Raw genomic sequence first — 23,060 nt, forward strand, 5'->3', positions numbered from 1 at the left:
ACGGTGATCAGAGCAGCTTGTCCTGGGTGAAGGGGACGTCCCTGAGGCGGCGGCCGATGGCGTGGTAGATCGCGTTGCCGATGGCCGCGGGCACGCCCGTCCCCGGCGTCTCGCCGAATCCGCGGACGCCGAGCAGCCTGCCGTCCGGCTCCGACCGGTCCACGAACAACGCCTCCACCGACGGCGTGTCCGCGCAGACCGGAACCAGGTAGGTGGACAGGTTCGGGTTGACGACCCGCGCCGTGTTCGGGTCCACCATCGTGTGCTCCATCAGCGCGAAGCCGATCCCCCACGTCACGCCGCCGATGACCTGCCCGCGCGCGGTCCGGCGGTTGAGCACCCGGCCCAGGTCGTGCGCGGTCACCACGCGGGTCACGCGCAACCTGCCCAGCCTCGGCTGGATCCGTACCTCCAGGAACACCGCGCCGAAGGAGTGCCCGGCCGTGTTGTCCTGGCGTCCGGTCACCTCGACGGAGCTGCCGTGGCGGGTCACGACGTCGCGGTAGGTGTCCCTGCGATCCCGGTCGTTCCGGGCGAACAGGTGGCCGTTCCCGGTCACGACCTCCTCGGCGGGCACGCCGTGCAGCGGGGAGCGCGGGTCGGCGACGGCGAGCGCGATCACGGCGTCCCGCGCGCGCCGCGCCGCGTCGGCCGCCGGGCCGGCCACGCTGGGCATCGTGGACGACCCCGCCGACAGGGACGCGTCGGGGTACGTGGTGTCGCCGAGCAGCGTCGTGACCTGGCCGAGCGGCATGCCGAGCCCCTCGGCGACGACCTGGGTGAGCACGGTGTAGGTGCCGGTGCCGATCTCCTGGGTGGCTGCCCGCAGGGTGGCCCGCCCGTCGGGGCCGATCGCGAGGTGGGCCTGCGACGGGATGTAGCCGTAGGTGTGGGTCTCGGTGGCCATGCCCCACCCGACGTACTCGTCGCCGTCCCTGGTTGTGCCCGGCCTGGGGTTGCGCCGGGCCCAGCCGAACGCCTCGGCCGCGGTCCGGTAGCACTCCAGCAGTTGCTTGCCGGCGTAGGCCTGGCCGGTCTCGCTCTGCTGGTCGATCTCGGTGTGGTTGCGGATCCGGAGTTCCACCGGGTCGATGCCGAGCTCGTGGCTCAGCTCGTCCATGGCGGTCTCGAGGCCGAAGTGCGCGGTCGTCTCCGGTGAGCGCATGTAGCTCGACGTCGGCAGGTCCAGCCGCACGCCCAGCTGCCGCACGTGGACGTTCGGGCAGGCGTACAGGCGGAGCGTGGAGTCGCTGCCGTTGTAGATGTTCTCGTCTATGCGGGTCACCTGGGCCGTCGAGGTGTCGACGATGGCGGTCAGCGTGCCCTGCCGGGTGGCGCCGAGCCGGAGGTGGTGGCGGTACTCGGCGCGGTGGCCGTTGGAGGTGTACATCTGCGCGCGCGACAGCACCAGCTTCACCGGCCGGCCGGCGAGTTGCGCCGCCGCCGCGGTGAGCAGCGTGTGCGGATAGGTGGGGCCCTTGGCACCAAAACCACCGCCCAGGTAGGGCGAGATGACCCGGACGCTCCCCTGACCCTTGCCGAACGCGAACGCCACGGCGTTGCGGGCGAAGACCACGCCCTGGGTGCTCTCGTACAGGATCAGCGTGCCGTCCTCCCAGACGGCGGTGGTGGTGTGCGGTTCGATCGGGTTGTGGTGCTGCATCGGGCTGCTGTAGGTCTGGTCGATGCGCACCTCGGCCTGTTCGAGCGCCGCGGCGGCGTCGCCGCGGGCGGCCTCGTTGGGCCTGTTGCGGAACTTCTCCGGCAGGAACGCCTCGCCGAGCACGTCCGCCATCCGCGCGACCGGATCCTCCGCCCGGTAGCGCACCTTCACCAGGTTCGCGGCCTCCTGCGCCTGCTCCAGGGTCTGGGCCAGGACGTACGCGACCGGCTGCCCGTGGTGGTGCACCCGCGTGTCCTGCATGGGAACGAACGGCCTGTTGTAGGGAAAGCTCGGCAGTCTCAGCCTCGGCATGTCGGCGTGGGTGTAGACCGCGACGACGCCCGGATGCGCCAGCGCCGCCCTCGTGTCGATCTCCACGACCTCGCCGCGGGCGATCGTGCTCATCACCAGGAAGCCGTGCAGCACGCCGGCCACCTCGTTGTCCGCGGCGTAGCGGGCCGCGCCGGTGACCTTCGCCCGGCCGTCCACCCGCGCCACGCCCTGCCCCACCAGCCCGCTCATCGAAGCCCTCCCAGATCGCTGAGGATGCTCACCAGCGCCCGCTGGACGAGCTCGACCTTGAACCTGTTCCCTTCGCGCGGCTCGGCGTCCCTGACCAGGAGCCGGCCCGCCTCGGCGATCGCCTGCCCGGTGAGCGGCCGGCCCCGCAGCGCCGCCTCGACCCGGACGTCACGCCACGGACGGGTGCCCACGCCGCCGAACGCCAGCCGTACGTCCTGCACCACGCGCCCCCTCGTCCGCAGCGCCGCCGCCACCGACACCACCGCGAACTCGAACGTGGCCCGGTCGCGCAGCTTCAGGTAGCGCGACTCCCCGGCCAGGGCTGTGCGCGGCACGTCCACCCAGGTGATCAGCTCGCCCGGCCGCATCGCGGTCTCCCGGTCCGGCGTGGACCCGGGGAGGAGATGGAAGTCGGCGATCGGGACGGCCCGCTCGCCACCCGGGCCGAGCAGGTGCACGGTCGCGTCCAGCGCGACCAGCGCCACCGCCAGGTCCGAGGGGTGCGTGGCGATGCAGTGGTCGCTCCCGCCCAGGATCGCGTGTCCCCGGGTGTGCCCCGTGATCGCCGGGCAACCGCTGCCCGGGACCCGCTTGTTGCACGCCGAGGCCGCGTCCCGGAAATAGCCGCACCTCGTGCGCTGCAACAGGTTCCCGCCGATCGAGGCCATGTTCCGTACCTGAGGGGAGGCCGAGGCCAGCAGCGCCTCCGACAGCACGGGGAACTCCCGCCGCACCCTGGGGTGCTCGGCGACTTGGCGCATCCTGGCCGATCCTCCGACGCGCAACCGCCTGGAGTCGACGGTGACACCGTCGGTGCCGAGGCGGTTGACGTCGACCAGGTGGTCATGGGCCTCCGCGCCGTCCCGCATCAGGTTCAGCAGATCGGTGCCGCCCGCCACGAAGGTCGACTCGGGGGTGCTCGCGGCGATCCGTACCGCCTCGGCCGGGCTGCCCGCGACCGTGTAACCGAAGGCCCTCATCGTCGCACCTCCTTCGCGGCGTCGGCGACGGCGGCGACGATGTTCTGGTACGCCGCGCACCGGCACAGGTTCCCGCTCATCCACTCGCGGATCTCCGCCTCGGAACCCGCATGCCCCTCGTCGATGCAGGCCACGGCGGACATGAGCTGACCGGGAGTGCACGCCCCGCACTGGAACGCGTCGTGCCGGATGAACGCCTCCTGCACCGGATGCAACTCCTCGCCCCGCGCCAGCCCCTCCACCGTGGTGACCTCGGCCCCCTGCCGCATCACCGCCAGCGTCAGGCACGACTTGACCCGCTCGCCGTCGACCAGCACCGTGCACGCCCCGCACTCGCCCCGGTCACAGCCCTTCTTGGTGCCGGTCAGGCTCAGCCGCTCGCGCAACGCGTCCAGCAGCGTCACCCTCGGCTCCAGGACGACCTTGCGCAGCTGCCCGTTGACCGTCATGGCGACCTCCACCGACGCACCGGGGGCGACGGCGTACGCCTGAGCGGCGGCGGTCCGGGGAGCCGCGGCAGCGGGAGCGGCGGCGATGCCCGTCCCCCCGGCGGCGGCCGTCCCCGCCGCGGTCACCGCGATGGCCTTGAGCACGGTACGGCGGGTGTGCACGGGCCCCTCGGGTAAGGGATCGTGCTCCGCCGGTGGCTCCAGGAGGCGTTGACGCAGCTCGTTGATCCGCGCGGCCGTCCCCGGATTCGGGTCGTCGGTCAGGTCGAAGGAGACGACCTCCTCGACCAGCGGCAGTGCGGTCCGGTCGGCGCGGCGGCGCGCGGGATGCGTCAGATACTCGCGGTAGCCGTCCAGGTCTTCGATCACGAAGATGGCGCCCCATTCGTAGGCGCCGCTCCCGTCGCGACCGACGGCGAAGGATCTCACCGACGGGATGGCCCTGCCCTGCTCACGCAGGCTTTCGAGAGCCTCCGCCCGCTGGCGCGGTGTCGTATCCGGCCTGAAGGTGAACCGGCTGCCGTGGTAGATCATCTCGCTCCCTTCTTCGTACGGATCGGTCTGGCGGCATGCGAAAGCCCCCGTGGTGCGGATCAGCCGGGCTCAGGTGCCTTCTCGGGCGAGCGGGAGAGGCGTCGCTAGCGTTGGTAGCAGTATTCCGTTATCAATTATCCATTGTCAACCAGTGCTAACGGAAATGTGTTAGCGCAGGGCTATCCCGGGCGCGAACCTCATGCGGCCGGGAGCGTCAGTCCAGGCAGAACTCGTTGCCCTCGGGGTCGGCCATCACGATGAACCCGCCGCTCATCGGGGGCTCGGGCTCGTGGCGGCTGATCCGCGTCGCCCCCAGGGCGACGAGCCGCTCGCACTCGGCCTCCAGCGCGGCCATCCGCTCGTCTCCCTGCAGCCCGGGAGCCGCGCGGACGTCGAGGTGGACGCGGTTCTTGGCCACCTTGTCCTCCGGCACCTGCTGGAAGAACAGCCGGGGGCCGTGCCCGGCCGGGTCCTCGATGGCCGACCTCGTGTTGCGCTGCTCCTTCGGTACGCCGACCCGATCGAGGAAGTCGTCCCACGCGGCCAGCGGGTCGGCGCCCTCGGGCAGGTCGACCCCGGGCGGGCCGGGGTGGACGTAGCCCAGGACGTCGCGCCAGAAGGACGACAGCGCCTGCGGGTCGTGGGCGTCGAAGGTGACCTGGATGTGGCGGCTCATCGGGTTGCTCCGTTCGTCGGGGTGTTCGTGTGCAGGTAGAGGTCGCGCAGCAGGCAGACCTCGGACAGATGGTGGATCAGCTCGCGGTTGACGTGCAGCACCAGGTCGGCCATCGGCGCGTCGGGGTAGGGCTCCTTCTCGCCGACCGGGGCCCGGAGCTCGGCCTCGCCGAGGCCGCGCACCCCCGCCAGCCAGCGGTCGAGCTGGGTCTCGAGCTGGCCGAGCGCGGTGGCCGCGCTGCCGGCGTACTCCCAGCTCTCGTACGACGCCGCCGGCGCGCCGAAGTGGGCCGCGTTCCGCGCGGCGAGCACGCCGACGACGACGTGACCGAGCCGCCAGGCGATCGTGGTGAAGGCCGCGGGGACCGGCTCGGGGTGGGCGTAGTCGATCGTGAAGTCCCCGGCGCCGGCCTGTACGGGAGCCGTCGAGCTGCCGCGCGGCCGTACGCTCCAGGCGCCCGGCACCGGCGACCAGAAGTACTCGTCGTCGGTGAGGCCGTCGAGCCTGGCCCGGAGCTGATGGCTCCAGTGGAACTCGAACTGCTCGCGCAGCGTCCGGTTCCAGTCGAGTTCGTCTGCGTCCATGGAGCCACTCTCACACCCATGGCGGACAGGATCGGTCCGCTATCTCTGGCAAGGTGAGTGTCATGGGAGCGGCGAGCGGTGAGGAGCGGGGCACGACGGAGCGGGTGCTCACCCTGCTCGGGCTGCTGCAGCAGCGCCAGGTCTGGACCGGCCCCGAGCTCGCCGACCGGCTCGGGGTCACGTCGCGCACGGTGCGCCGCGACGTCGAGCGGCTGCGCGCGCTCGGCTATCCGGTGCATTCCGGCCAGGGCGTCGGCGGCGGCTACCAGCTCGGCCCGGGGCAGGACCTGCCGCCGCTGCTGCTCGACGACGAGGAGGCGATCGCCACCGCGGTCTCGCTGCTCGCCGGGGCGGGTGGTGCGGTCGCCGGTGCCGGCGACGCCGCGCTGCGGGCGCTGACCAAGCTCGACCGGGTGCTGCCGGTCCGGCTGCGGCACGAGGTGCGCGCGCTCTCCGGCTCGGTGGAGTCCTTCGGCGGCGGTCGCACGCCGGTCGACCCCGAGGTGCTCATGACGCTGGCCAGGGCCTGCCGCGACGAGGTCGAGGCCGCCTTCGGCTACCCGTCCGGGGGCGAGGTGCGACAGCGGCGGGTCGAGCCCTACCGGCTGGTGGCCTCCGACCGGCGCTGGTATTTGCTCGCCTACGACCTCGACCGCGACGACTGGCGCAACTTCCGCGTGGACCGGATGACCGGGGTGATCGCACGGACCTGGCGCTTCCGCCCGCGCGCGGCGCCGGACGCGGCGGCGTACGTGCAGGAGAACGTGGCCAGCCGGGTCTACCCGCACCAGGCGCGCTTCCTGGTGCACGCGCCGGCCGACACGGTACGCGCGCAGATCCCGGCGTCGGCGGGCGTCGTACGGGAGCGCGGGAGCGAGCGCTGCGAGGTGCTCAGCGGCGCCGGCAGCCTCGACCGCGTGCTGGTCCACATGCTCCTGCTGGGGCACGACTTCGAGGTGCTCGACCCGCCGGAGCTCCGGGGGCGCTGCCGCGAGCTGGCCGGGAAGCTGCTGTCGGCCGGCGCCGGCGCGGAGGAGCCGTGAGCCGCGGACCCGGCCCGGGTCAGGGGATGCGGGCCACGGCCCCGTAGTTGCCCGACGTGCTCGGCTCGTCCCCGCAGGCCAGGTCGCCGCCGGCGGGGCGCCACTGGGGCACCCAGACCAGCCCGGGTTCGACCAGGTCGAGCCCTTCGAGCAGGGCCGCCACCTCCTCGCGGGAGCGGATCGCGAGATGGGGCAGGGTCATGGCGAGCAGGTCGCGGATGGCGGGCAGGAGCTCCGGCGGGATGCCGTCGAACGTGGTGTGCAGCAGGCAGAGGAAGCTGTCCGCCGGCGCCGTGTGCCGGATGCGCTTGACGACGTAGTGGGCGTGCTCGTCGTCGTCGAGGCTGTAGGCCGACAGCACCAGCACGGCCATGGGCCGGTCCCAGTCGAGGAACGTCTGCACCACGTGGTCCCGGAGCATCTCGTCGATCTCCCGGATGTCGCCCTCCACCACGCGCACCAGGTCGGTGAAGGGCTCGATGGTGGCCTGGGCCATGGCCACCACCATCGGGTTGCTCTCGACGTACAGGACCCGCGGGGCCGGGCCGGCGGCGTTGCGCGCCATGTCGTGCAGGCGGTGCCCCGCCGAAAGGCCGCTGGGGATCCCGCTGCCCACGATCATGAATTGGTCGACGCCTTCGCCGGCTAAATGGCTAATCACCCGGGAGAGGAACTCGAGCACCGAGCGGGCCGCTGTCGTGAGGGCGGGGGCCGCTTGATCGAAATGGCGTACCGTGTCCTTGTCGACCAAGAAGTTGTTCTTGCCACCGGCCGCCGCGTCGAATATCCGCGTGATTCTGGCCTGCGTGGTTTCGAGCTTGGCCAAGTTTCGGACAGCACGCTGGTGCATGAGCGTTGCCCCTTTCCCCTCGCCGCCGACCTTTTCTCGGTTAGCGATCTATGGACCTCACTCGATGACTCGAACCATATGTTCCAACAATTCCAGTCAATGACAACACGATAGACCGGTTATCTTGGGAAATGTTTGTTACCAGAATCGCCGTGGCAGGATACGATGACCGGCTTCCCATGTCAGGCCGCCTGCTTGTCCACGGTCGGCACCACGGCGGCGGCGCCGCCCGGATCCGGTCCCCGAGCTCCGCGGCCCCGCACCGGTAGGAGGGGCCGGTCACGGCGGCTCCGAGCGCGGTGGCCGGCCGATCGGAGATCAGGTGCCGGAACCGTACGGCGGCAGGCGCCACGCCGGTCGCGGCCGGCCGGGACGCCCATAGCGGCCGGTCGTTGAGCGCCGGCAGGCCCACGGCGGGGACACCGGCCCGCAGCCCGGCCTCCCGCGGCGCGCGTACCGCGAGGCCGGTGAGGTGATCGGCGCGTCCGGCCGCCCGGTTTCCGCACCTGCGGCCGGTCGGCTCCACCGGCTGCGGGCGCATGCTCGGCACGCCCATGGCCCCGGCGACGTGAAAGCCGGCGGAGGCGGGCACGTCCCCCCGGGTGCCCACTCCGACGATCAGGATTCGCATACGGCACTCCCGCCTCGTTGCTCGCATGGTAGAGCGGCGGAGTGCCGTTTCCCTAGGGCCGGTACCGGCATCGCTATGGCTGACACCGGCTTTTCCCGGCGCGACACCGGCCTTCCTCGGACCGGAACCGGCCATCCCCGGGACCGGAACCGGCTTTCCCCGGATCGGACCGGTCGACCGGTGCCGCCCTGGGCGGGCTGGGGTCGACCGGTGCCGCCTTGGGCGGGCGGGGGTCGGTCGGTTCCGATCCGGGAGGGCGGGGGGTCAGTCGGTGCCGGCCTCCATGGCCGCGTGGTCGAGCAGCTCGTCGTCCTCGGCGGCCTCGCCGCGGGAGGCGATCGCCTCGGCGCCGCCCTCGGGCATGGCGCCGATGAGCCCGGTCGGCGCGGCCTGCGTGGCGCCCAGCAGGGTCGCGTGCGGGCTGCCGACCATGCCGAGCCCCGCGTACTGCTCCAGCTTCGCGCGGGAGTCGGCGATGTCGAGGTTGCGCATGGTGAGCTGGCCGATGCGGTCGAGCGGCCCGAAGGCGGAGTCCTCGGTGCGCTCCATCGACAGCTTGTCCGGGTGGTAGCTGAACGCCGGCCCCGAGGTGTCCAGGATCGAGTAGTCCTCGCCGCGCCGCAGCCGCAGCGTCACCTCGCCGGTGACGGCCGCCCCGACCCAGCGCTGCAGCGACTCGCGCACCATCAGCGCCTGCGGGTCGAGCCAGCGGCCCTCGTACAGCAGCCGGCCCAGCTTCCGCCCCTCGGTGTGGTAGCCGGCCAGGGTGTCCTCGTTGTGGATCGCGTTGACCAGCCGCTCGTAGGCCGCGTGCAGCAGCGCCATGCCCGGCGCCTCGTAGATGCCCCGGCTCTTGGCCTCGATGATCCGGTTCTCGATCTGGTCGGACATGCCCAGGCCGTGCCGGCCGCCGATGGCGTTGGCCTCCAGGACCAGGTCGATCGCCGAGGCGAACTCCTTGCCGTTGATCGTCACCGGCCGCCCCTGCTCGAAGCCGATGGTGACGTCTTCGGCGGGGATCTCGATCTCGGGGTCCCAGAACCGCACGCCCATGATCGGCTCGACGATCTCGATGCCCGCGTCGAGGTGCTCGAGCGACTTGGCCTCGTGGGTCGCGCCCCAGATGTTGGCGTCGGTGGAGTAGGCCTTCTCCGTGCTGGACCGGTAGGGCAGGTCACGGGCGAGCAGCCACTCGGACATCTCCTTGCGGCCGCCGAGCTCGCTGACGAAGTCGGCGTCCAGCCACGGCTTGTAGATCCGCAGGGACGGGTTGGCCAGCAGGCCGTAGCGGTAGAACCGCTCGATGTCGTTGCCCTTGAAGGTCGAGCCGTCACCCCAGATCAGCACGCCGTCGTCGAGCATCGCGCGCACCAGCAGGGTGCCGGTGACGGCCCGCCCGAGCGGGGTGGTGTTGAAGTAGGTCCGGCCGCCGGAGCGGATGTGGAACGCCCCGCAGGCCAGGGCCGCGAGCCCCTCCTCGACGAGGGCGGCCCGGCAGTCGACGAGCCGGGCGACCTCCGCGCCGTACGCCGTGGCGCGCCCGGGCACCGAGGCGATGTCGGGCTCGTCGTACTGGCCGATGTCGGCGGTGTAGGTGCACGGCACGGCACCCTTCTCGCGCATCCAGGCGACCGCCACAGAGGTGTCGAGGCCGCCGGAGAAGGCGATCCCGACGCGTTCGCCGACAGGGAGGGAGGTGAGCATCTTGGACACGAGTAGAAGTATATACATACGACTGCATGACCATTCAAAGCCGGGGGGCCCGCGTGTCGCCACGGTGCAGGTGGGGCTATCCGGACAAGATTGTCCGGTTGGTACGATGGCCGCCATGCCTGCCGAGCGCCGACCCAACAGGGGACCCAGTGCCGCCGCCGAGAACCGGGCGGCGCTGATGGCGGCGGCTCGCGAGGTCTTCGCCACCGCCGGCTACGAAGCGCCGCTCAGCACGGTCGCCCGGGAGGCCGGGGTCGGGCAGGGCAGCCTCTACCGGCACTTCCCCGATCGCATCAGCCTCGCGCTGGCCGTGTTCGAGGAGAGCGTCGCCGAGCTGGAGGCGCTGGCCGCCACGCCCGGCTCGACCCTCGACGACGTGCTGACCGTGATCACCGAGCAGACCATCGCCTCGACCGCGTTCATCACGATGGTGAGCGTGCCGGACCGGCCCGACCCGCGCGTCATCGAGGTGCGTGACCGGGTGGCGCGGGTGCTGGAGGGCAAGCTGCCGCAGGCGCGCGCCGCCGGCCGCGTCCGCGCGGACGTGACGGCCGACGACCTGGTCCTGGTCGTCGGCATGCTGGCCAGCCTGCTGTCGAAGCTGCCGGCACCGGAGCGGGTCGTGACCGCCGGGCGGCTGTGGGACCTGCTCCGCCGGGGGATCGACGGCGCGGCGGCGCGGCGGGGCTGAGAGAGCCGCCCGTCACCTGGTGAGGCCTAGTGGTGGTGGAGGGCGGGCGCCAGCAGGTACTGGTAGAGCTCGTAACCTGCGAACGCGACCACCGGCAGGCCGACCGCGATCAGCAGGCGGCGCGGCAGCGGCGGACGGCCGGCGGGCAGGTCGATGTCCTTGATCGGCATGATCGGCACCTCGGCCAGCGGCTTAGGATCGGGCGCCGCCGTCAGCTCCGGGTGGCGCGCCAGGTAACCCGACGGGAACGAGGTGAGATGGAAGGCGCCGCACGCCGGGCAGCTCGTCCCCGACCAGGGCGGCTGCACGGGCACTCCGGAGCTGAGCCAGATCTCGACCTCGTTGCCGTGATCGTCGGACAGGTGGCGGACGACGTAGTCCTCCTCCCAGACGTACAGGCAGCGCAGGCATTCGAAGGGCCAGGATTCGCGGGATTCGAACCCGTCGCGCACGAGGAACCACCCCCGGGCAGGCGAAGAGCGTTCGACTCGAGTGTCCGCCCCGCCCCGTGCCCCCATGCAAGACGGGGGTTGTGCCACTTCCCGCCACAGAATGCTCACCTGGTGTCAGGTTAGGAGGCCGTCCCGCGTCCTCAGCCGGCGCGCACCCCGGACTGGATGTTCTCCACCACCTCCTGCGGGCTGATGTCCGCCGCCTGGGCGGCGCTCTGCAGGTCCTGCGCGGTGATGTTGGCGGCGTTGCCGTGATCCTCGTTGGGCTCCCCGCAGCCACAGCTCAGACACATGTCTGTCTCCCTTCTCCTGGCGGGCGTTATAGCCGGGCAGCCGGGGCCGAAACGGGCACGTGTCCCACCCGTACCAGAAGTTTGCCGGTGAAGGGGTCAGGATCCGTCACCGTCGATCACTATCTAAACTGGCTCGGTGCAGCCCGACGAGATCACGCTGACCGATCAGCACGACGAACACTGCCATCCCGAGATGGTCCCCGAGCCGCTGGCACGGTCAGAGGCCGAGCGGCTCGCGGGTGCGCTGAAGGCGGTCGCGGATCCGACCCGGCTCCAGCTGCTCAGCATGATCAGCGGCAGCGCCGCGGGGGAGGCGTGCGTCTGCGATCTCACCGCGCCCCTCGGGCTGACGCAGCCCACGGTCAGCCACCATCTGAAGATCCTCGTCGACGCCGGGCTACTGACGCGGGAGAAGCGCGGCAAGTGGGCGTGGTACTCGATCGTTCCCGAGCGGCTCGACGCCCTGCGCGGCCTGATCCCCTGACTCCCGCGTGGCGTCGCGACAGGCCATCAGGCGGGCGAACAGCTCCCGTCCTTCCGCCGTGGCGCGGTGGCCGAGCGGGGCGCTCCCGCCGCACGGCTCGATCAGGTTCGCCTCTCGCAGGATCTCCAGGTGATGCTGCTCGGAGCCGCAGGAGTCACCGTCCTGGCCGGCGAGCACGAGGCTGAGCAGGCGCAGCCGTACGGGGTCCGCCACGGCCTGCAGGCGCCGGGCGTACGCGATGGCGGTGGTCCGGGGAATGGGCCGGCCCGGTCGCGGGCCGGCGCATCCGCCGGTGGGAAGGAGGGGCAGCGACCCCTCTTTCATAGACACATGTCTATCTTTGTGGGCCCCGAGGGGGTTGTCCAGCCGCGGTTACAGCGGCCCGCGGTGCCAGGGGCCGCGGATGGCGTACGTACGGCCCGGCGGGTCCAGCGCGGCCGTGTCGCCGAGCTGGTTGACGAACAGGACCGAGCCGTCCGGGCTGAAGCACGCTCCCGCGAACTCGCTGTCGTCGGCGATGTTGACCGCGAACTCGAACGGCTGTCCCCTCCGCGGGTCCAGCCCGATCAGCCGGTTGACGTTGACCAGGCCGGGAGCCAGCGGGTGCGGGTCCGCGTCGGTCGGGCCGGCGTCGTCCTCGCACAGCACGATGCCGCCCCGGGGCGTGAACGTGAGGTTGTCCGGCGAGTCCAGCTCCTTGCGGCCGGGCGACTCGTACACGAGCACGAGCGTGCCCCCGTCCCGCCGGCCAGGGATGTACTGCCAGACCTGGCCGTAGCCCTCCAGGTAGCCGTCGGCGTTGGGCGGGTCGCCGTTCTTGACGTCGCCGCCGCTGGTGGAGTTGAAGAAGACGCTGCCGTCGCCGTACCAGCAGCCTTCGAGGCGGTTGAACTTCGCGCCGCCCTTGGCCAGGCCCTGCTGGGTGCAGGTCGGTGCGCCGCCTTCGAGGTCGGGGTCGGGGTCGTCGATGCGCACCCACTCGACCGGCAGGCGGGCGCCCATGGTCTGGCCCTCGCGGCAGTCGTAGCCGTCGACGCCCTTGATCTTGAGCATCTCCAGCACGCCGCCTTCGGCCAGGTCACGCGGGTCGCGGGGGCGGAAGCGGTAGAAGCCGTCGGGCTTGCCGGAGTCGTCCTCGGTCTCGTAGACGTACCCGGTGCGCGGGTCCACCGCGACGGCCTCGTGGGAGAAGCGGCCCATCGCCGTCAGCGGCTGGGAGGGCGCGGGGTGGCCGGGCCGGGGGCCGTGCAGGGGCACCTCGAAGATGTAGCCGTGCTTGCGCTGCCAGCCCTGCGCGGGGCCGGCGGTCGTCTCCTCGCAGGTCAGCCAGCCACGGTCGTGCAACATCCGGCCGCCCGCGCAGTTGATGATCGTGCCGTTGAGGCTCACGAAGTGGCGCAGCACCTCGCCGCTGCGTAAGTCCACCTCGAGGGTGGTGGTGCCGGCCACGCCCAGCTCGTCGTAGCGCTCCGAGCCCTCGACGTGCACGCGGCCGAGCGGCGAGCCGGGGGCGGTGCGCACCTCGTGGTTGCGGATCAGGCGGGCGGTGTGGCGGTGGGTGCCGGGGAAGGCGGCCATGCCGTCGTGGGCGATGGGGGTGGCGACGCCGTCGGTCATGGGGGTGCCGGTCCTGCCCAGCACGACGTACGAGAAGCCCGCGGGGAGGGCGAGCAGTTCCTCGCCGGTGTTCTTGGAGGGGGTGCGGCGCAGCGGGCCGTACCCCGTCTCGCCGGGGTCGGCGGCGGGGCGGCCGCCGTCGGCCCAGGACGCGTGCGCGGCCAGCGTCTGGATGGCGACGCCGCTGGCCAGCACACCGCCGGTGGTGGCCAGGCCGCGGCCGAGGAAGGATCGTCGATCAAGCTCGGTCATGGTGCTCCCCTCGGGGCGACTTATAGACATGTATCTATATGTCGCATGGGATGAACGAGTGCTTACGAAAGCGTAAACGGCGTCTTACGCGCAGAGGGGGCCCATTTATCCCGTTCGTCCGGCAGACCCGCCCCCGGCCTGCCGTTGGGCGGGGGCGGGCGAGTGAACGTCAGCGGCGCGCACGCACCAGCGCGACGAGCGCCGGGAGGAAGGGGATCGCCCCGGCGGCGAGCGCGGCGGCCACGGACACCAGCAGCGGCGGCAGGAACAGGGCTCCGGCGGCGCACCCCGCGCCCACCGCCGTCATGGCCAGCCCGCCCAGGCGCTGCGCCCGCCCCCACCCCGGCACGGGGAGCCGGGCACTGATCCTGGGCAGGGCCAGGCCCAGGCCGGCCAGCAGGAGCCCGATCGCGACGGCCATCCCCCGCTCCAGGGGGACGTCGTGGCCGGCGGTGCGCAGCAGCAGGCCGCCGTGCAGAACGGTCAGGAACGGCGGCAGCAGGACGAAGAGGACGTTCATCGACCTCGTCTGCCGGCTCGGGGACGCGACGAGCAGCGGAGGGAGGTGCGGGCGCAGCCGGTCCGCGACCGCGGTCGCGCCCGCCATGACGATGCCGATCACCACCAGGGTCGCCGGCAGCGCCGCCGCCAGGACGAGCCTCGGCACCCGGAAACCGGCCCGGCGCGGGGTGGCCTCCCGGGTCGTCACGAGCTCAGGCAGCGAATCCCACACCGCCCAGGAGATCGCGATCATCGCGACCAGGCTGAGCGAGGACACCATGATGCCGGGCCACGGTGCCCGGAGCCGTTCTGCGGTACGCATGCGGTGATCGTAAATTTGGCGATCAGGGCCGAACATCCCGCGCGGGGCACGTACCGGTCATGTCCGTGAGCATGACCCGGGTCATGCTCACGGACATGACCATCGGCACGCTGCCCTGCGGGAACGGAATGGTTATGCTCCCGCATATGCGGCAGGTGCGATCGATCCGGGACCTGGACGGCTGGGTGGGATTCTCCGGCGGCCGCCCGCCCCTCGTGTTCGGGCTCTTCTTCTGGGTCTCGGTCGCCGTCAGCGCCGCGGTGTTCGCCGGCGCCCTCCCGGTCGTGGGCGACCTGCCGCCGGACAGCCGGCTGCTGCACCAGGTGCTCTTCTACGCGGGCACCGCCGCCCTGTTGCCCGGCGCCGTCCTGTGGACGCTGCTGCCGTGGCGGCCGAGGGCGCCGCTCGCGCGCAGGGCGGTGACCGTGGCGTTCCTGGCCGTGTCGCTGCTGCTCATGTCGGCGGGCGGGGCCGCGGCCCTGCTGATCGTGGGGCTGGCGGTCGCGAACGCGCTGGTCGTGCTCGGGCTGCGCGGCGCCCTCGGCTACGCCGTCGTCGCCGCCCTGCTCAACGTCGTGGTCGGGCTGCTCAACCCCCGCCAGTCCGTGCTCGCGGCGGTCGCCGACGGCACGGTCATGCTGCTGCTGTGCCTGGTGCTCCTCGTGGCCGTGGTCGCGATGTTCGACTCTCAGCGCCGGGCGGAGGAGACCCGCCGCCTGCTGGCCGACCTCGAGCGGGCCCACGCCGAGCTGGGCCGGCACGCGGCGCGCTCGCGCGAGCTGGCCGTCGCCGAGGAGCGCGCGCGGATGGCGCGCGACATGCACGACTCGGTGGGCCACTACCTCACCGTCATCAACGTGGGCCTGGAGAACGCCCGGCGCTACCGCACCGTACGCCCGGAGGACGCCTGGGACGAGGTCGGCCAGGCGCAGGCCCTCACCCGGGAGGCGCTGACCGACACCCGCCGCTGGGTACGCGCGCTCAAGCCGCTGCGCATGGACGGCCTCACCGGACCCGCCGCCCTGCGGGCACTGACCGAGTCGTTCGGTTCGGGGGACACCGGCGTCGCCTTCACGGTGACGGGCACCTGGCCGGACGTGGACGAGAACCGCGCGCTGGTCTGCTATCGGGTCGTCCAGGAGGGGCTCACGAACGCCCTGCGCCATTCCCGTGCCCGGCACATCGAGGTCGCGCTCGACTGCACGGCCGAGCGGCTGGAGGTGACGGTCTCCGACGACGGCACAGGCGCGGAGCCCGGGGCCACCGAGCACGGGTTCGGGCTGCACGGCCTGCGCGAACGCCTGCGGGACGTGGGCGGGGTGCTGGACGTGGTCGGCGCCCGCGGCGAGGGGTTCACGCTCAAGGCGACGGTGCCGGTGTGATGGCGACGGCGATCCGCGTCCTGCTGGTGGACGACCACATCCTCATGCGCGAGGGCCTGCGCAAGCTCCTGGAGATCGAGCCCGGCATCGAGGTCGCCGCCGCCGCGGCCGGCGGCGAGGAGGCGCTGAGCTGGCTGGCCGGGGCCGCCGTGCGGCCGCAGGTGGCCCTCGTCGACGCCCGCATGCCGGGGATGGACGGCGTGGCGCTGGTCGCCCGGCTGCGGGCGGAGTTCCCCGAGGTCGCGCCGGTGATCCTGACCACGTTCGACGACGACGACTACATCTTCGGCGGGCTCCGCGCCGGCGCGAAGGGCTACCTGCTGAAGGACACGCCGCCGGACGAGCTGGTGGCCGCGATCAGGCGGGCCGCGCGGGGGGAGACCGTGCTGGGCGGGGCGGCGACCGAGCGGCTCGTCAGCGCGCTGCGCAAGACGACCGCCCCCGTCCCCGGGCGGGAGCCGGACGCGGCGGAGCCGCCGTGCGGCCTGTCCGCACGCGAGTACGAGATCGCGCTGCTCATCGGCACCGGCGCGGCCAACCGGGAGATCGCGCGCCGGCTGCACATCACCGAGGGCACCGCCAAGAACCACATCTCGAACTGCCTGCGCAAGCTCGGCCTGCGCGACCGCACCCAGCTCGCGGTCTGGGTGTCCCGGCACCCTCACCCGTAACCCGGATCGGGCCCGCGCGTATCGTGGCCGCATGGCTGACGCGATCTTCGAACACCCCCGGCTGGCCGCCGTCTACGACCCGCTGGACCCCGACCGCGGCGACCTGGAGGTCTACGCCGCGATCGCCGCCGAGCTCGGCGCGCGCAGCGTGCTCGACGTCGGCTGCGGCACCGGCACGTTCGCGCTGCTGCTGGCCGGCCGCGGCCTCGAGGTGACGGGGGTGGACCCGGCCGCGGCCTCGCTCGACGTCGCACGGGGCAAGCCCGGCGCCGAGCGCGTGCGCTGGATCCACGGCGACGCCACGACCCTCCCGCCGATGCGGGCCGACCTGGCCACGATGACCGCGAACGTGGCCCAGGCGATCGTCGAGCCGGCGGACTGGCGGGCCACGCTGGCCGCCGTGCGTGCGTCGCTGCGGCCCGGCGGGCACCTGGTGTTCGAGACCCGCGACCCGGCCAGGAAGGCCTGGCTGGAGTGGAACCGGGCGGCGACGTACCAGGTCGCCGAGCTGCCGGGGCTGGGCCGGGTGGAGCAGTGGTACGACCTGCTCGACGTCAGCGGGCCGCTGGTGACCTTCCGCGGCACGTGGGTGTTCGCCTCCGACGGGCAGGTGCTCACGTCGGACTCCACGCTGCGCTTCCGCGAGCGCGACGAGGTCGAGGCGGACCTGTCGGCCGGCGGCTACACCCTGGAGGAGGTACGCGACGCGCCGGACCGGCCCGGCCGGGAGTTCGTGTTCCTGGCCCGGCGCCCCGAGGACTGATCGGGGAGAACCCCTACGCCGCCGGGCGCAGCCCGCGATGGGCCGCCCGGCGGACGCGCGCCCACGGGTGCGGCGGGGATTCTGGGGGCTCACCGTCCCATCCCAGAACGGGGTCACCATGTTCCGTCTATTCGTCGCAGGCGTCCTGGCCGCGACCCCTGCCGCCACCCCTGCCGCCACTCCGGCCGCCCACCCGGAGGTCGTCGACTGGCTCAGGCAGAACGCCCGGCCGCAGGTCACCCGGGAGATGATCGGCGACGCGACCGTCGTCGGCCTGGGGGAGTCGTCCCACGGCACCCACGAGGAGTCCACGCTCAAGTTCCGCACCCTGCGCCTCCTGGTGACGGAGCTGGGGTTCCGCTCCATCGCCTGGGAGGAGGACTGGACGACGGGCGTGCGGGTCAACCGGTACGTCCTGACCGGCGAGGGCGACCTCGACGCCCTGATGCGCGAGCTGACGACCACCTGGCAGACGGCCGAGGTCCGCGAGGTGCTGGCCTGGCTGCGCGCGTACAACGCCGGCCACGACGACAAGGTCCAGTTTGTCGGCGTGGAGTACTACGCCACCCGCTCCCTCGCCTACGACGCCGTCTCCTCCTACGTGACGAAGGCCGCCCCCGCCCTGCTCGGCAGGCTGGGCCGGCACCTGGAGCCCATCCGCCCCCGCCACGAGGACACGCACCGGAACCTGATGTGGTACCTGGACGTGACCGACAAGCGCCCCTACATCCGGCACGCTCGCGAGGTGTACGAGCTGGTCGCGCGCCTGCCCCGGACCAGGGAGCAGCGACTGGCCGTGCAGCACGCCCGGCAGATCCTGTCCTGGTACGAGGGCTTCAGCCTCCGGGACAACTACGCCTACCGCGACAGCCGCGCGGCGGAGAACCTGCGCTGGTGGCAGCGCCACACGGGCGACAAGGTGGCCTACTGGGCGGCCTCCGCGCACACGGCCGCCGCGCCGCGCCTGCGGGTGACGCTCGGCGGGGAGGCGATCACGTTCGACAGCGCCGGCTCCCACCTGCGCCGCTGGTACGGCGACCGCTACCGGTCCGTCGGCGTCCTGTTCGACCACGGGACGCTGAACGCGGGACGCGGCTGCGGCACCGCCCCGGCGCCGGTGCCGCGCCCGGACCCCGGCTTCGCCAACCGCGTCTTCGGCGCCGCCGGCCTCGACGAGTACGCGGTGGACCTGCGCGCCGACGCCCCGGAGCCGGTGCGCGAGTGGCTGCGCGGGCCGGCGAAGGTGCGCGGGTACGCGGCCTACGAACCGGCGCGGCCGCAGGGCTCGTACATGTCCGGCGGCTCGCTGGCGGGGTGGTTCGACGTGATCGTGCACCGCCAGGTGATCACGCCCTGTACGCCCCTGCCTGCGCGGCCTTGAGAACCCGGCCTTAAGAACATCGTCGGGATTCGGTAAGCGGCTCGGGCCAGGCTACATTCCATCAGCCAGGCCGACCGAGAAGGAGACCACCATGAGGAAGCTCGTCGAATCGACGTTCGTCACGCTGGACGGGGTCATCGGTGACCCGCACGTCTGGGGTGCGCCCTACTGGGACGAGGAGCACCAGGGCTACGGCGCGAAGCTGCTGTTCGGGGCCGACGCGCTGCTGCTGGGCCGCGAGACGTACGAGGGGTTCGCCCAGGTCTGGCCCGGCCGCTCCGGCGACCCGTACACGGACCGGATCAACGGCATGCCCAAGTACGTCGCCTCCACCACGCTCAAGGACGCCGACGCCTGGAACGGCACCCTCATCCAGGGGGACGTCGCCGCCGCCGTCGCCGAGCTGAAGCGGCAGCCGGGGGAGAACATCCTGAAGTTCGGCACCGGCTCGCTCGACCGCACGCTGATCGAGAACCGGCTGGTCGACGAGTTCCACTTCTGGATGTTCCCCACCATCGCCGGCGGTGGCGACCGGCTGCTCGACGGCCTGGTGGACCTCACGCACCTCGACCTGCTGGAGACGACCCGCTTCAAGTCGGGCATCATCGTCCTCACCTACGGGCTCAAGCCCTAGGCCGGCCGGCGGCGGTGTACTAATATCCGCTGCACGGCGGCCCTCTCCCGCCGAACCTCCAGAGCGGGTCCCCACGCGACCCGCCCGACGCGGGGGCAAAGGGGACGTCAGGCGCCTCGGGAGCCGCGCTCCGACCGGTCCGCGTTCTTTCGCGGCCGCCACGGGCCGCGGGCGTGGGCCGGGCCCTGGCGATGGCCGCGGGAAGAGCCGTACATGACCAGCAAGAAGCAGCTCAAGGCGCGCATCCGGGCGCGGATGGCCAAGACGGGCGAGAGCTACACCACGGCCCGCCACCACGTCGTCGGCCCTGCGGTCGGTGCCGCCGCGACGGCCGCCGACGGCGGATGGCGCTTCTCGGGCGGGCGGCACCCGTCCAGCGCCGCGATCGCCGCCGTCCTGCTCAACCAGGGCGCCGTCGTCAGCGAGCCGCTGGTGTTCCTGGCGGGCGGGGGCATCGGAGCCGGGTACATCCTGTGGGAGTTCAAGCACGACGGGGCCCGGCACGTGACGCTGGGCTTCCGCAACCAGTGGCAGTACCACGACCGCTGGATGGCCAAGACGCTCGGCCGCCTCGGGGTGCCGTACGAGGAGCACCGCACGTCCGGGGTCCGCGCGGCGAGCCGGCGGCTGGCCGCGGAGCTGGACGCCGGCCGGCCCTGCGTGGTCCTGCCCGACCGCTACCACCTGGGCTACTGGCACCTGCCCGCCTCCCTGGACGGGCACGGCGGCCACCCGGTGGTCGCCTACCGGCGCGACGCGGACGGGGTGTTCCTGGACGACCGGGGCCAGGCGCCGATCCACATCCCCCAGGAGCGGTTCGACGCCGCGCGGGCCCGGGTCGGCTCGTACGGGAACGTGCTGCACGTGCTCGGCGAGGCCGAGCCGGACGAGGCCAACCTGGCGGGCGCCGCCCGCGAGGGGCTGCGCGACTGCGCCGAGCACCTGTCGGCCGCCTCCGACTCCTTCTCGCTGCCCGCCTGGCGCAAGTGGGCCCGGCTGCTGACCGACACCCGCAACGCCAAGGCGTGGCCGAAGGTCTTCGCCGACCGGCAGGGGCTGGCGGACGCCCTGCTGTCGGTCTGGGAGGGGGCGGAGCCGGTGGGCATGGACGGCGGGAACCTGCGCGACCTGTTCGCCGACGCGCTGGACGAGGCCGCCACGCTGCTGGAGCGGCCCGCGCTGGAGGAGCTGGCCGGCCGGTTCCGGGAGATCCACGCGCTCTGGCACGACCTGGCGGAGACCGCGCTGCCCGCCGAGGTGCCGGAGTTCGCGCGGATCCGGGAGCTGACCGCCGCGATCAAGGAGAGCGTCATGGCGGACGGCACCGCCGGCGACCCGGCCGCCGCGCGGGCGTCCCGCGAGCTGTGGGCGGCCCGCGCCGCCGCGAACGACTCCCTCGCCGCGGCCGGCGACCCGGCCCCGCTCTTCGCGGCTCTCGGCACCCGCCTGGGCGCCGTCCACGAGGCCGAACGGGCGGCCGTCGCCCGCCTGGCCGAACTGACGGCCTGACGGGGACGGGGCGGGCGTGCCGTTCCGGCACGGGGCCGGCACGCCCGCCACGATCCCGCCGAACTCGCGGCGTGCCGGTGGACGGGCGGCTACTACGGCTGCTCGTAGGGTCGCTGCTGCTAGGAGGCGTGGCCCTTGGGCGGGTAGACGCGCAGGGCCGCCTCCAGGGCGCCGGCCTCCTCGGGCGTGAGCCGTTCGAGGAAGTGCACCAGCGTGGCCGCCCGGTTGCCGCTCCTGGCCAGCGACTCGCGCATCATCTCGGCGGTGTACGCCTCCTTCGACGAGACCGCCTCGTAGATGTAGGCCCGGCCCACCGCCTCGCGCTTGAGCAGGCCCTTCGTGTGGAGCTTGTCCATCACGGTCATCACCGTCGTGTACGCGAGGGTGCGCTCCCGGCGCAGGTGCTCCAGGACGTCCCTGACCGAGGCGGGCTGCTTGGTGGCCCACAGGTGATCCATGATCGTGGACTCGAGCTCTCCCAGGCCGCGCGCCATGTGACAGGCCCCCCTCCAACCGCGCTGCGCCCAATGCTACCGGCGATCGTAGACGTCCGCCGGGACCTGCGGTTGACACCGAAACCAACCAAGCGCATGCTTCGGTACGGCGAGGGGGCCACCAGGCTCTCCCAGAGGTGAGGGGATCGATCGATGGGACCTGCCGTGCCGGCCCCCGAGGGCCTGACCGCCGCCGGGCACAGCCGCCGCACCCTGCTCGTCGCGGGCGGGATCCTGGTGACCGGAGCGGCGCTCGGGCAGACGCCCGCGTACGCCGAGGCCGACTACGACGTCGTGGTCGTCGGGGCGGGGGCCGCGGGGATGACCGCCGCGCTCACCGCGGCCAAGCGCGGCCTGCGCACCGTCGTGCTGGAGAAGGCCCCCACCTTCGGCGGCTCCGCGGCCCGGTCGGGCGCGGGCATCTGGATCCCGTGCAACGAGGTGATCCTCGCCGCCGGCGTGCCGGACACCCCCGCCAAGGCCGCCGCCTACCTCGCGCGCGTCGTGGGCGGCACGGTGCCGGTCGAGCGGCAGCAGGCGTTCCTCGCCGCCGGACCGGCCATGATCTCGTTCGTCATGCGCAACAGCCCGCTGCGGTTCCGGTTCATGCAGGGCTACTCCGACTACTATCCCGAGTTCCCCGGCGGGATGCCGGACGGGCGCTCCATCGAGCCGGACCAGCTCGACGGCCGCGTCCTCGGCGCCGAGCTCGCCCGCCTCAACCCGCCGTACATCCCCACCCCGGCCGGCATGGTCGTCTTCAGCGCCGACTACAAGTGGCTGACGCTCAGCGCGGTCCACCCGAAGGGGATCGAGGTGTCCGCCGCGTGCCTGCTGCGGGGCACCGAAGCCGCGCTGCGCGGGGAGCAGCCGCTCACCATGGGGCAGGCGCTGGCCGGCGGCCTCCGGGCCGGGCTGCTCGCGGCCGGGGTGCCGGTGTGGCTCAACACGCCCCTGCTCGACCTGCACGTCGAGGCGGGCCGGGTCGCGGGCGTGGTCACGTCCGCCGGCCTGGTCAGGGCGCGGCGCGGGGTGATCGTGGGGTCGGGCGGGTTCGAGCACAGCGCGGCGATGCGGGCCGAGTTCCAGCGCCAGCCCATCGGCACCGACTGGACGATCGGCGCCAAGGAGAACACCGGCGCCGGCATCGAGGCCGGCGAGCGGGCCGGCGCCGCGCTGGACCTGATGGACGACGCCTGGTGGGGCCCGGTGATCCCGCTGCCCGACGAGCCGTACTTCTGCCTGGCCGAGCGCACCCTGCCGGGCTGCGTCATGGTCAACGGCAACGGCGTGCGCTTCGCCAACGAGGGGGCGCCGTACAGCGACATCGTGCACACCATGTACGACCGCAACACCCCGTCCGCGCCGCACATCCCCGCCTGGCTGATCGTCGACCAGAACTACCGCAACCGCTACCTGTTCAAGGACGTCGCGCCGCTGCTGCCCTTCCCCGACGCCTGGTACGACAGCGGCGCCGTGCACCGCGCCTGGTCCATCGAGCAGCTCGCCGACCGGATCGGGGTGCCGAGGGCGGCCCTGCGCGCCACGATCACCCGCTTCAACGGGTTCGCGCTGGCGGGCCGGGACGCCGACTTCCACCGCGGCGACAGCGCCTACGACCGCTACTACGCCGACCCGTACGTCAAGCCCAACCCCTGCCTGGCGCCCCTGTGGCTGCCGCCCTTCTACGCCTTCAAGATCGTCCCCGGCGACCTGGGCACCAAGGGCGGCATGCGCACCGACGCCCGTGCCCGCGTGCTGCGGGCGGACGGCTCGGTGATCCCCGGCCTGTACGCGGCCGGGAACGCCAGCGGCGCCGTCATGGGCCACAGCTACGCCGGCTCCGGCTCCACCCTCGGACCGGCCATGACCTTCGGGTACGTCGCGGCGAACGACCTCGCCGGCACCCCCGTCGCCTGAAAACCACACGACTTCGGACCTGACCTCCCAGTAGCGTCGATCGACGGGG

The 23,060-nt window shown here is 72.7% G+C and carries 22 protein-coding genes and 1 pseudogene; 10 read left to right on the forward strand and 13 right to left on the reverse strand.

Features of this window, described 5'->3' with window-relative positions:
* Positions 1-7 precede the first annotated feature (7 nt).
* The 6 genes and pseudogenes from ACBJ59_RS09435 to ACBJ59_RS09460 form a co-directional block, all read right to left on the reverse strand.
* Entirely contained in the window at positions 8-2,185 is a 2,178-nt protein-coding gene (locus tag ACBJ59_RS09435) for a xanthine dehydrogenase family protein molybdopterin-binding subunit (RefSeq protein ID WP_375109766.1), read from the reverse strand.
* On the reverse strand, positions 2,182-3,165 hold the full coding sequence (locus tag ACBJ59_RS09440) for an FAD binding domain-containing protein (RefSeq protein WP_375109767.1): 984 nt from the start codon (positions 3,163-3,165) through the stop codon (positions 2,182-2,184). Before ACBJ59_RS09440 ends, ACBJ59_RS09435 begins: the two co-directional genes overlap by 4 nt.
* The gene (locus tag ACBJ59_RS09445; protein ID WP_364125757.1) at positions 3,162-3,614 is read right to left on the reverse strand and encodes a (2Fe-2S)-binding protein; all 453 of its coding nucleotides are present in this window, start codon (positions 3,612-3,614) and stop codon (positions 3,162-3,164) included. Before ACBJ59_RS09445 ends, ACBJ59_RS09440 begins: the two co-directional genes overlap by 4 nt.
* A 270-nt stretch (positions 3,615-3,884) precedes the next feature.
* Positions 3,885-4,148 (reverse strand): annotated as a pseudogene (locus tag ACBJ59_RS09450) (Dabb family protein); the annotation flags it as partial.
* 214 nt (positions 4,149-4,362) lie between these two features.
* The gene (locus ACBJ59_RS09455) at positions 4,363-4,824 is read right to left on the reverse strand and encodes a VOC family protein (RefSeq protein ID WP_375109768.1); all 462 of its coding nucleotides are present in this window, start codon (positions 4,822-4,824) and stop codon (positions 4,363-4,365) included.
* Entirely contained in the window at positions 4,821-5,408 is a 588-nt protein-coding gene (locus tag ACBJ59_RS09460) for a DinB family protein (RefSeq protein ID WP_375109769.1), read from the reverse strand. Before ACBJ59_RS09460 ends, ACBJ59_RS09455 begins: the two co-directional genes overlap by 4 nt.
* 62 nt (positions 5,409-5,470) lie before the next feature.
* Between ACBJ59_RS09460 and ACBJ59_RS09465 the strand changes: the two genes are divergently transcribed.
* The gene (locus ACBJ59_RS09465) at positions 5,471-6,451 is read left to right on the forward strand and encodes a helix-turn-helix transcriptional regulator (protein WP_375109770.1); all 981 of its coding nucleotides are present in this window, start codon (positions 5,471-5,473) and stop codon (positions 6,449-6,451) included.
* A gap of 19 nt (positions 6,452-6,470) precedes the next feature.
* Here the strand turns inward: ACBJ59_RS09465 and ACBJ59_RS09470 are convergent, their stop codons facing one another.
* Together ACBJ59_RS09470 and argG are read right to left on the reverse strand one after the other, a co-directional pair.
* A complete protein-coding gene (locus ACBJ59_RS09470) occupies positions 6,471-7,277 on the reverse strand; it encodes an SAM-dependent methyltransferase (protein ID WP_375109771.1) in 807 nt (268 codons plus the stop codon).
* A 919-nt stretch (positions 7,278-8,196) separates the two neighbouring features.
* Entirely contained in the window at positions 8,197-9,645 is a 1,449-nt protein-coding gene (gene argG, locus ACBJ59_RS09475) for an argininosuccinate synthase (RefSeq protein WP_375109772.1), read from the reverse strand.
* A 115-nt stretch (positions 9,646-9,760) separates the two neighbouring features.
* Here argG and ACBJ59_RS09480 point away from each other — a divergent pair, with 115 nt between their 5' ends.
* Positions 9,761-10,336 (forward strand): TetR family transcriptional regulator, encoded by a 576-nt coding sequence (locus ACBJ59_RS09480; RefSeq protein ID WP_375109773.1) that lies wholly within the window; start codon positions 9,761-9,763, stop codon positions 10,334-10,336.
* Between the two features lie 26 nt (positions 10,337-10,362).
* On the opposite strand, the gene ACBJ59_RS09485 is transcribed toward ACBJ59_RS09480, so the two are convergent.
* Positions 10,363-10,788, reverse strand: coding sequence for a hypothetical protein (locus ACBJ59_RS09485; protein WP_375109774.1), 426 nt, complete (start codon positions 10,786-10,788; stop codon positions 10,363-10,365).
* Positions 10,789-10,928: 140 nt separating this feature from the next.
* The gene (locus tag ACBJ59_RS09490) at positions 10,929-11,081 is read right to left on the reverse strand and encodes a hypothetical protein (protein ID WP_375109775.1); all 153 of its coding nucleotides are present in this window, start codon (positions 11,079-11,081) and stop codon (positions 10,929-10,931) included.
* Positions 11,082-11,217: 136 nt separating this feature from the next.
* On the opposite strand from ACBJ59_RS09490, the gene ACBJ59_RS09495 reads away from it, so the two are divergent.
* A complete protein-coding gene (locus ACBJ59_RS09495) occupies positions 11,218-11,565 on the forward strand; it encodes an ArsR/SmtB family transcription factor (protein WP_375109776.1) in 348 nt (115 codons plus the stop codon).
* Between the two features lie 372 nt (positions 11,566-11,937).
* Here ACBJ59_RS09495 and ACBJ59_RS09500 read toward each other — a convergent pair whose 3' ends face one another.
* Positions 11,938-13,434 (reverse strand): alkaline phosphatase PhoX, encoded by a 1,497-nt coding sequence (locus ACBJ59_RS09500; RefSeq protein ID WP_375109777.1) that lies wholly within the window; start codon positions 13,432-13,434, stop codon positions 11,938-11,940.
* A 169-nt stretch (positions 13,435-13,603) separates the two neighbouring features.
* Positions 13,604-14,257 (reverse strand): hypothetical protein, encoded by a 654-nt coding sequence (locus tag ACBJ59_RS09505; protein ID WP_375109778.1) that lies wholly within the window; start codon positions 14,255-14,257, stop codon positions 13,604-13,606.
* Positions 14,258-14,403: 146 nt separating this feature from the next.
* On the opposite strand from ACBJ59_RS09505, the gene ACBJ59_RS09510 reads away from it, so the two are divergent.
* The 6 genes from ACBJ59_RS09510 (at position 14,404) to ACBJ59_RS09535 (ending at position 20,597) form a co-directional block, all read left to right on the forward strand.
* On the forward strand, positions 14,404-15,639 hold the full coding sequence (locus ACBJ59_RS09510; RefSeq protein WP_375109779.1) for a sensor histidine kinase: 1,236 nt from the start codon (positions 14,404-14,406) through the stop codon (positions 15,637-15,639).
* Positions 15,639-16,310, forward strand: a complete 672-nt coding sequence (locus ACBJ59_RS09515; protein ID WP_375109780.1) for a response regulator — start codon at positions 15,639-15,641, stop codon at positions 16,308-16,310. The genes ACBJ59_RS09510 and ACBJ59_RS09515 overlap by 1 nt, the downstream gene beginning before the upstream one ends.
* A 31-nt stretch (positions 16,311-16,341) precedes the next feature.
* Positions 16,342-17,073: a class I SAM-dependent methyltransferase gene (locus ACBJ59_RS09520; protein WP_375109781.1), complete on the forward strand. Its 732-nt coding sequence runs from the start codon at positions 16,342-16,344 to the stop codon at positions 17,071-17,073.
* A 118-nt stretch (positions 17,074-17,191) separates the two neighbouring features.
* Positions 17,192-18,454, forward strand: a complete 1,263-nt coding sequence (locus ACBJ59_RS09525; protein WP_375109782.1) for an erythromycin esterase family protein — start codon at positions 17,192-17,194, stop codon at positions 18,452-18,454.
* A 91-nt stretch (positions 18,455-18,545) separates the two neighbouring features.
* Positions 18,546-19,088, forward strand: a complete 543-nt coding sequence (locus tag ACBJ59_RS09530; RefSeq protein WP_375109783.1) for a dihydrofolate reductase family protein — start codon at positions 18,546-18,548, stop codon at positions 19,086-19,088.
* A 213-nt stretch (positions 19,089-19,301) separates the two neighbouring features.
* Positions 19,302-20,597 carry a BtrH N-terminal domain-containing protein gene (locus ACBJ59_RS09535; protein WP_375109784.1) on the forward strand — a complete coding sequence of 432 codons (1,296 nt, stop codon included), beginning with the start codon at positions 19,302-19,304 and terminating at the stop codon, positions 20,595-20,597.
* Positions 20,598-20,716: 119 nt separating this feature from the next.
* On the opposite strand, the gene ACBJ59_RS09540 is transcribed toward ACBJ59_RS09535, so the two are convergent.
* A complete protein-coding gene (locus ACBJ59_RS09540) occupies positions 20,717-21,091 on the reverse strand; it encodes a BlaI/MecI/CopY family transcriptional regulator (protein WP_375109785.1) in 375 nt (124 codons plus the stop codon).
* A 153-nt stretch (positions 21,092-21,244) separates the two neighbouring features.
* On the opposite strand from ACBJ59_RS09540, the gene kstD reads away from it, so the two are divergent.
* Positions 21,245-23,011, forward strand: coding sequence for a 3-oxosteroid 1-dehydrogenase (gene kstD, locus ACBJ59_RS09545; RefSeq protein WP_375109786.1), 1,767 nt, complete (start codon positions 21,245-21,247; stop codon positions 23,009-23,011).
* The last annotated feature ends 49 nt before the right edge of the window (positions 23,012-23,060 follow it).

It is taken from the genome of Nonomuraea sp. MTCD27 (assembly GCF_041950495.1).
Lineage (GTDB): Bacteria > Actinomycetota > Actinomycetes > Streptosporangiales > Streptosporangiaceae > Nonomuraea.

Coding starts and splice junctions, on each gene's coding strand:
- ACBJ59_RS09435 (WP_375109766.1), bottom strand. CDS start 2,185: ATGAGCGGGCTGGTGGGGCAGGGCGTGGCGCGGGTGGACGGCCGGGCG.
- ACBJ59_RS09440 (WP_375109767.1), bottom strand. CDS start 3,165: ATGAGGGCCTTCGGTTACACGGTCGCGGGCAGCCCGGCCGAGGCGGTA.
- ACBJ59_RS09445 (WP_364125757.1), bottom strand. CDS start 3,614: ATGACGGTCAACGGGCAGCTGCGCAAGGTCGTCCTGGAGCCGAGGGTG.
- ACBJ59_RS09455 (WP_375109768.1), bottom strand. CDS start 4,824: ATGAGCCGCCACATCCAGGTCACCTTCGACGCCCACGACCCGCAGGCG.
- ACBJ59_RS09460 (WP_375109769.1), bottom strand. CDS start 5,408: ATGGACGCAGACGAACTCGACTGGAACCGGACGCTGCGCGAGCAGTTC.
- ACBJ59_RS09465 (WP_375109770.1), top strand. CDS start 5,471: ATGGGAGCGGCGAGCGGTGAGGAGCGGGGCACGACGGAGCGGGTGCTC.
- ACBJ59_RS09480 (WP_375109773.1), top strand. CDS start 9,761: ATGCCTGCCGAGCGCCGACCCAACAGGGGACCCAGTGCCGCCGCCGAG.
- ACBJ59_RS09490 (WP_375109775.1), bottom strand. CDS start 11,081: ATGTGTCTGAGCTGTGGCTGCGGGGAGCCCAACGAGGATCACGGCAAC.
- ACBJ59_RS09500 (WP_375109777.1), bottom strand. CDS start 13,434: ATGACCGAGCTTGATCGACGATCCTTCCTCGGCCGCGGCCTGGCCACC.
- ACBJ59_RS09505 (WP_375109778.1), bottom strand. CDS start 14,257: ATGCGTACCGCAGAACGGCTCCGGGCACCGTGGCCCGGCATCATGGTG.
- ACBJ59_RS09510 (WP_375109779.1), top strand. CDS start 14,404: ATGCGGCAGGTGCGATCGATCCGGGACCTGGACGGCTGGGTGGGATTC.
- ACBJ59_RS09515 (WP_375109780.1), top strand. CDS start 15,639: ATGGCGACGGCGATCCGCGTCCTGCTGGTGGACGACCACATCCTCATG.
- ACBJ59_RS09520 (WP_375109781.1), top strand. CDS start 16,342: ATGGCTGACGCGATCTTCGAACACCCCCGGCTGGCCGCCGTCTACGAC.
- ACBJ59_RS09525 (WP_375109782.1), top strand. CDS start 17,192: ATGTTCCGTCTATTCGTCGCAGGCGTCCTGGCCGCGACCCCTGCCGCC.
- ACBJ59_RS09530 (WP_375109783.1), top strand. CDS start 18,546: ATGAGGAAGCTCGTCGAATCGACGTTCGTCACGCTGGACGGGGTCATC.
- ACBJ59_RS09535 (WP_375109784.1), top strand. CDS start 19,302: ATGACCAGCAAGAAGCAGCTCAAGGCGCGCATCCGGGCGCGGATGGCC.
- ACBJ59_RS09540 (WP_375109785.1), bottom strand. CDS start 21,091: ATGGCGCGCGGCCTGGGAGAGCTCGAGTCCACGATCATGGATCACCTG.
- kstD (WP_375109786.1), top strand. CDS start 21,245: ATGGGACCTGCCGTGCCGGCCCCCGAGGGCCTGACCGCCGCCGGGCAC.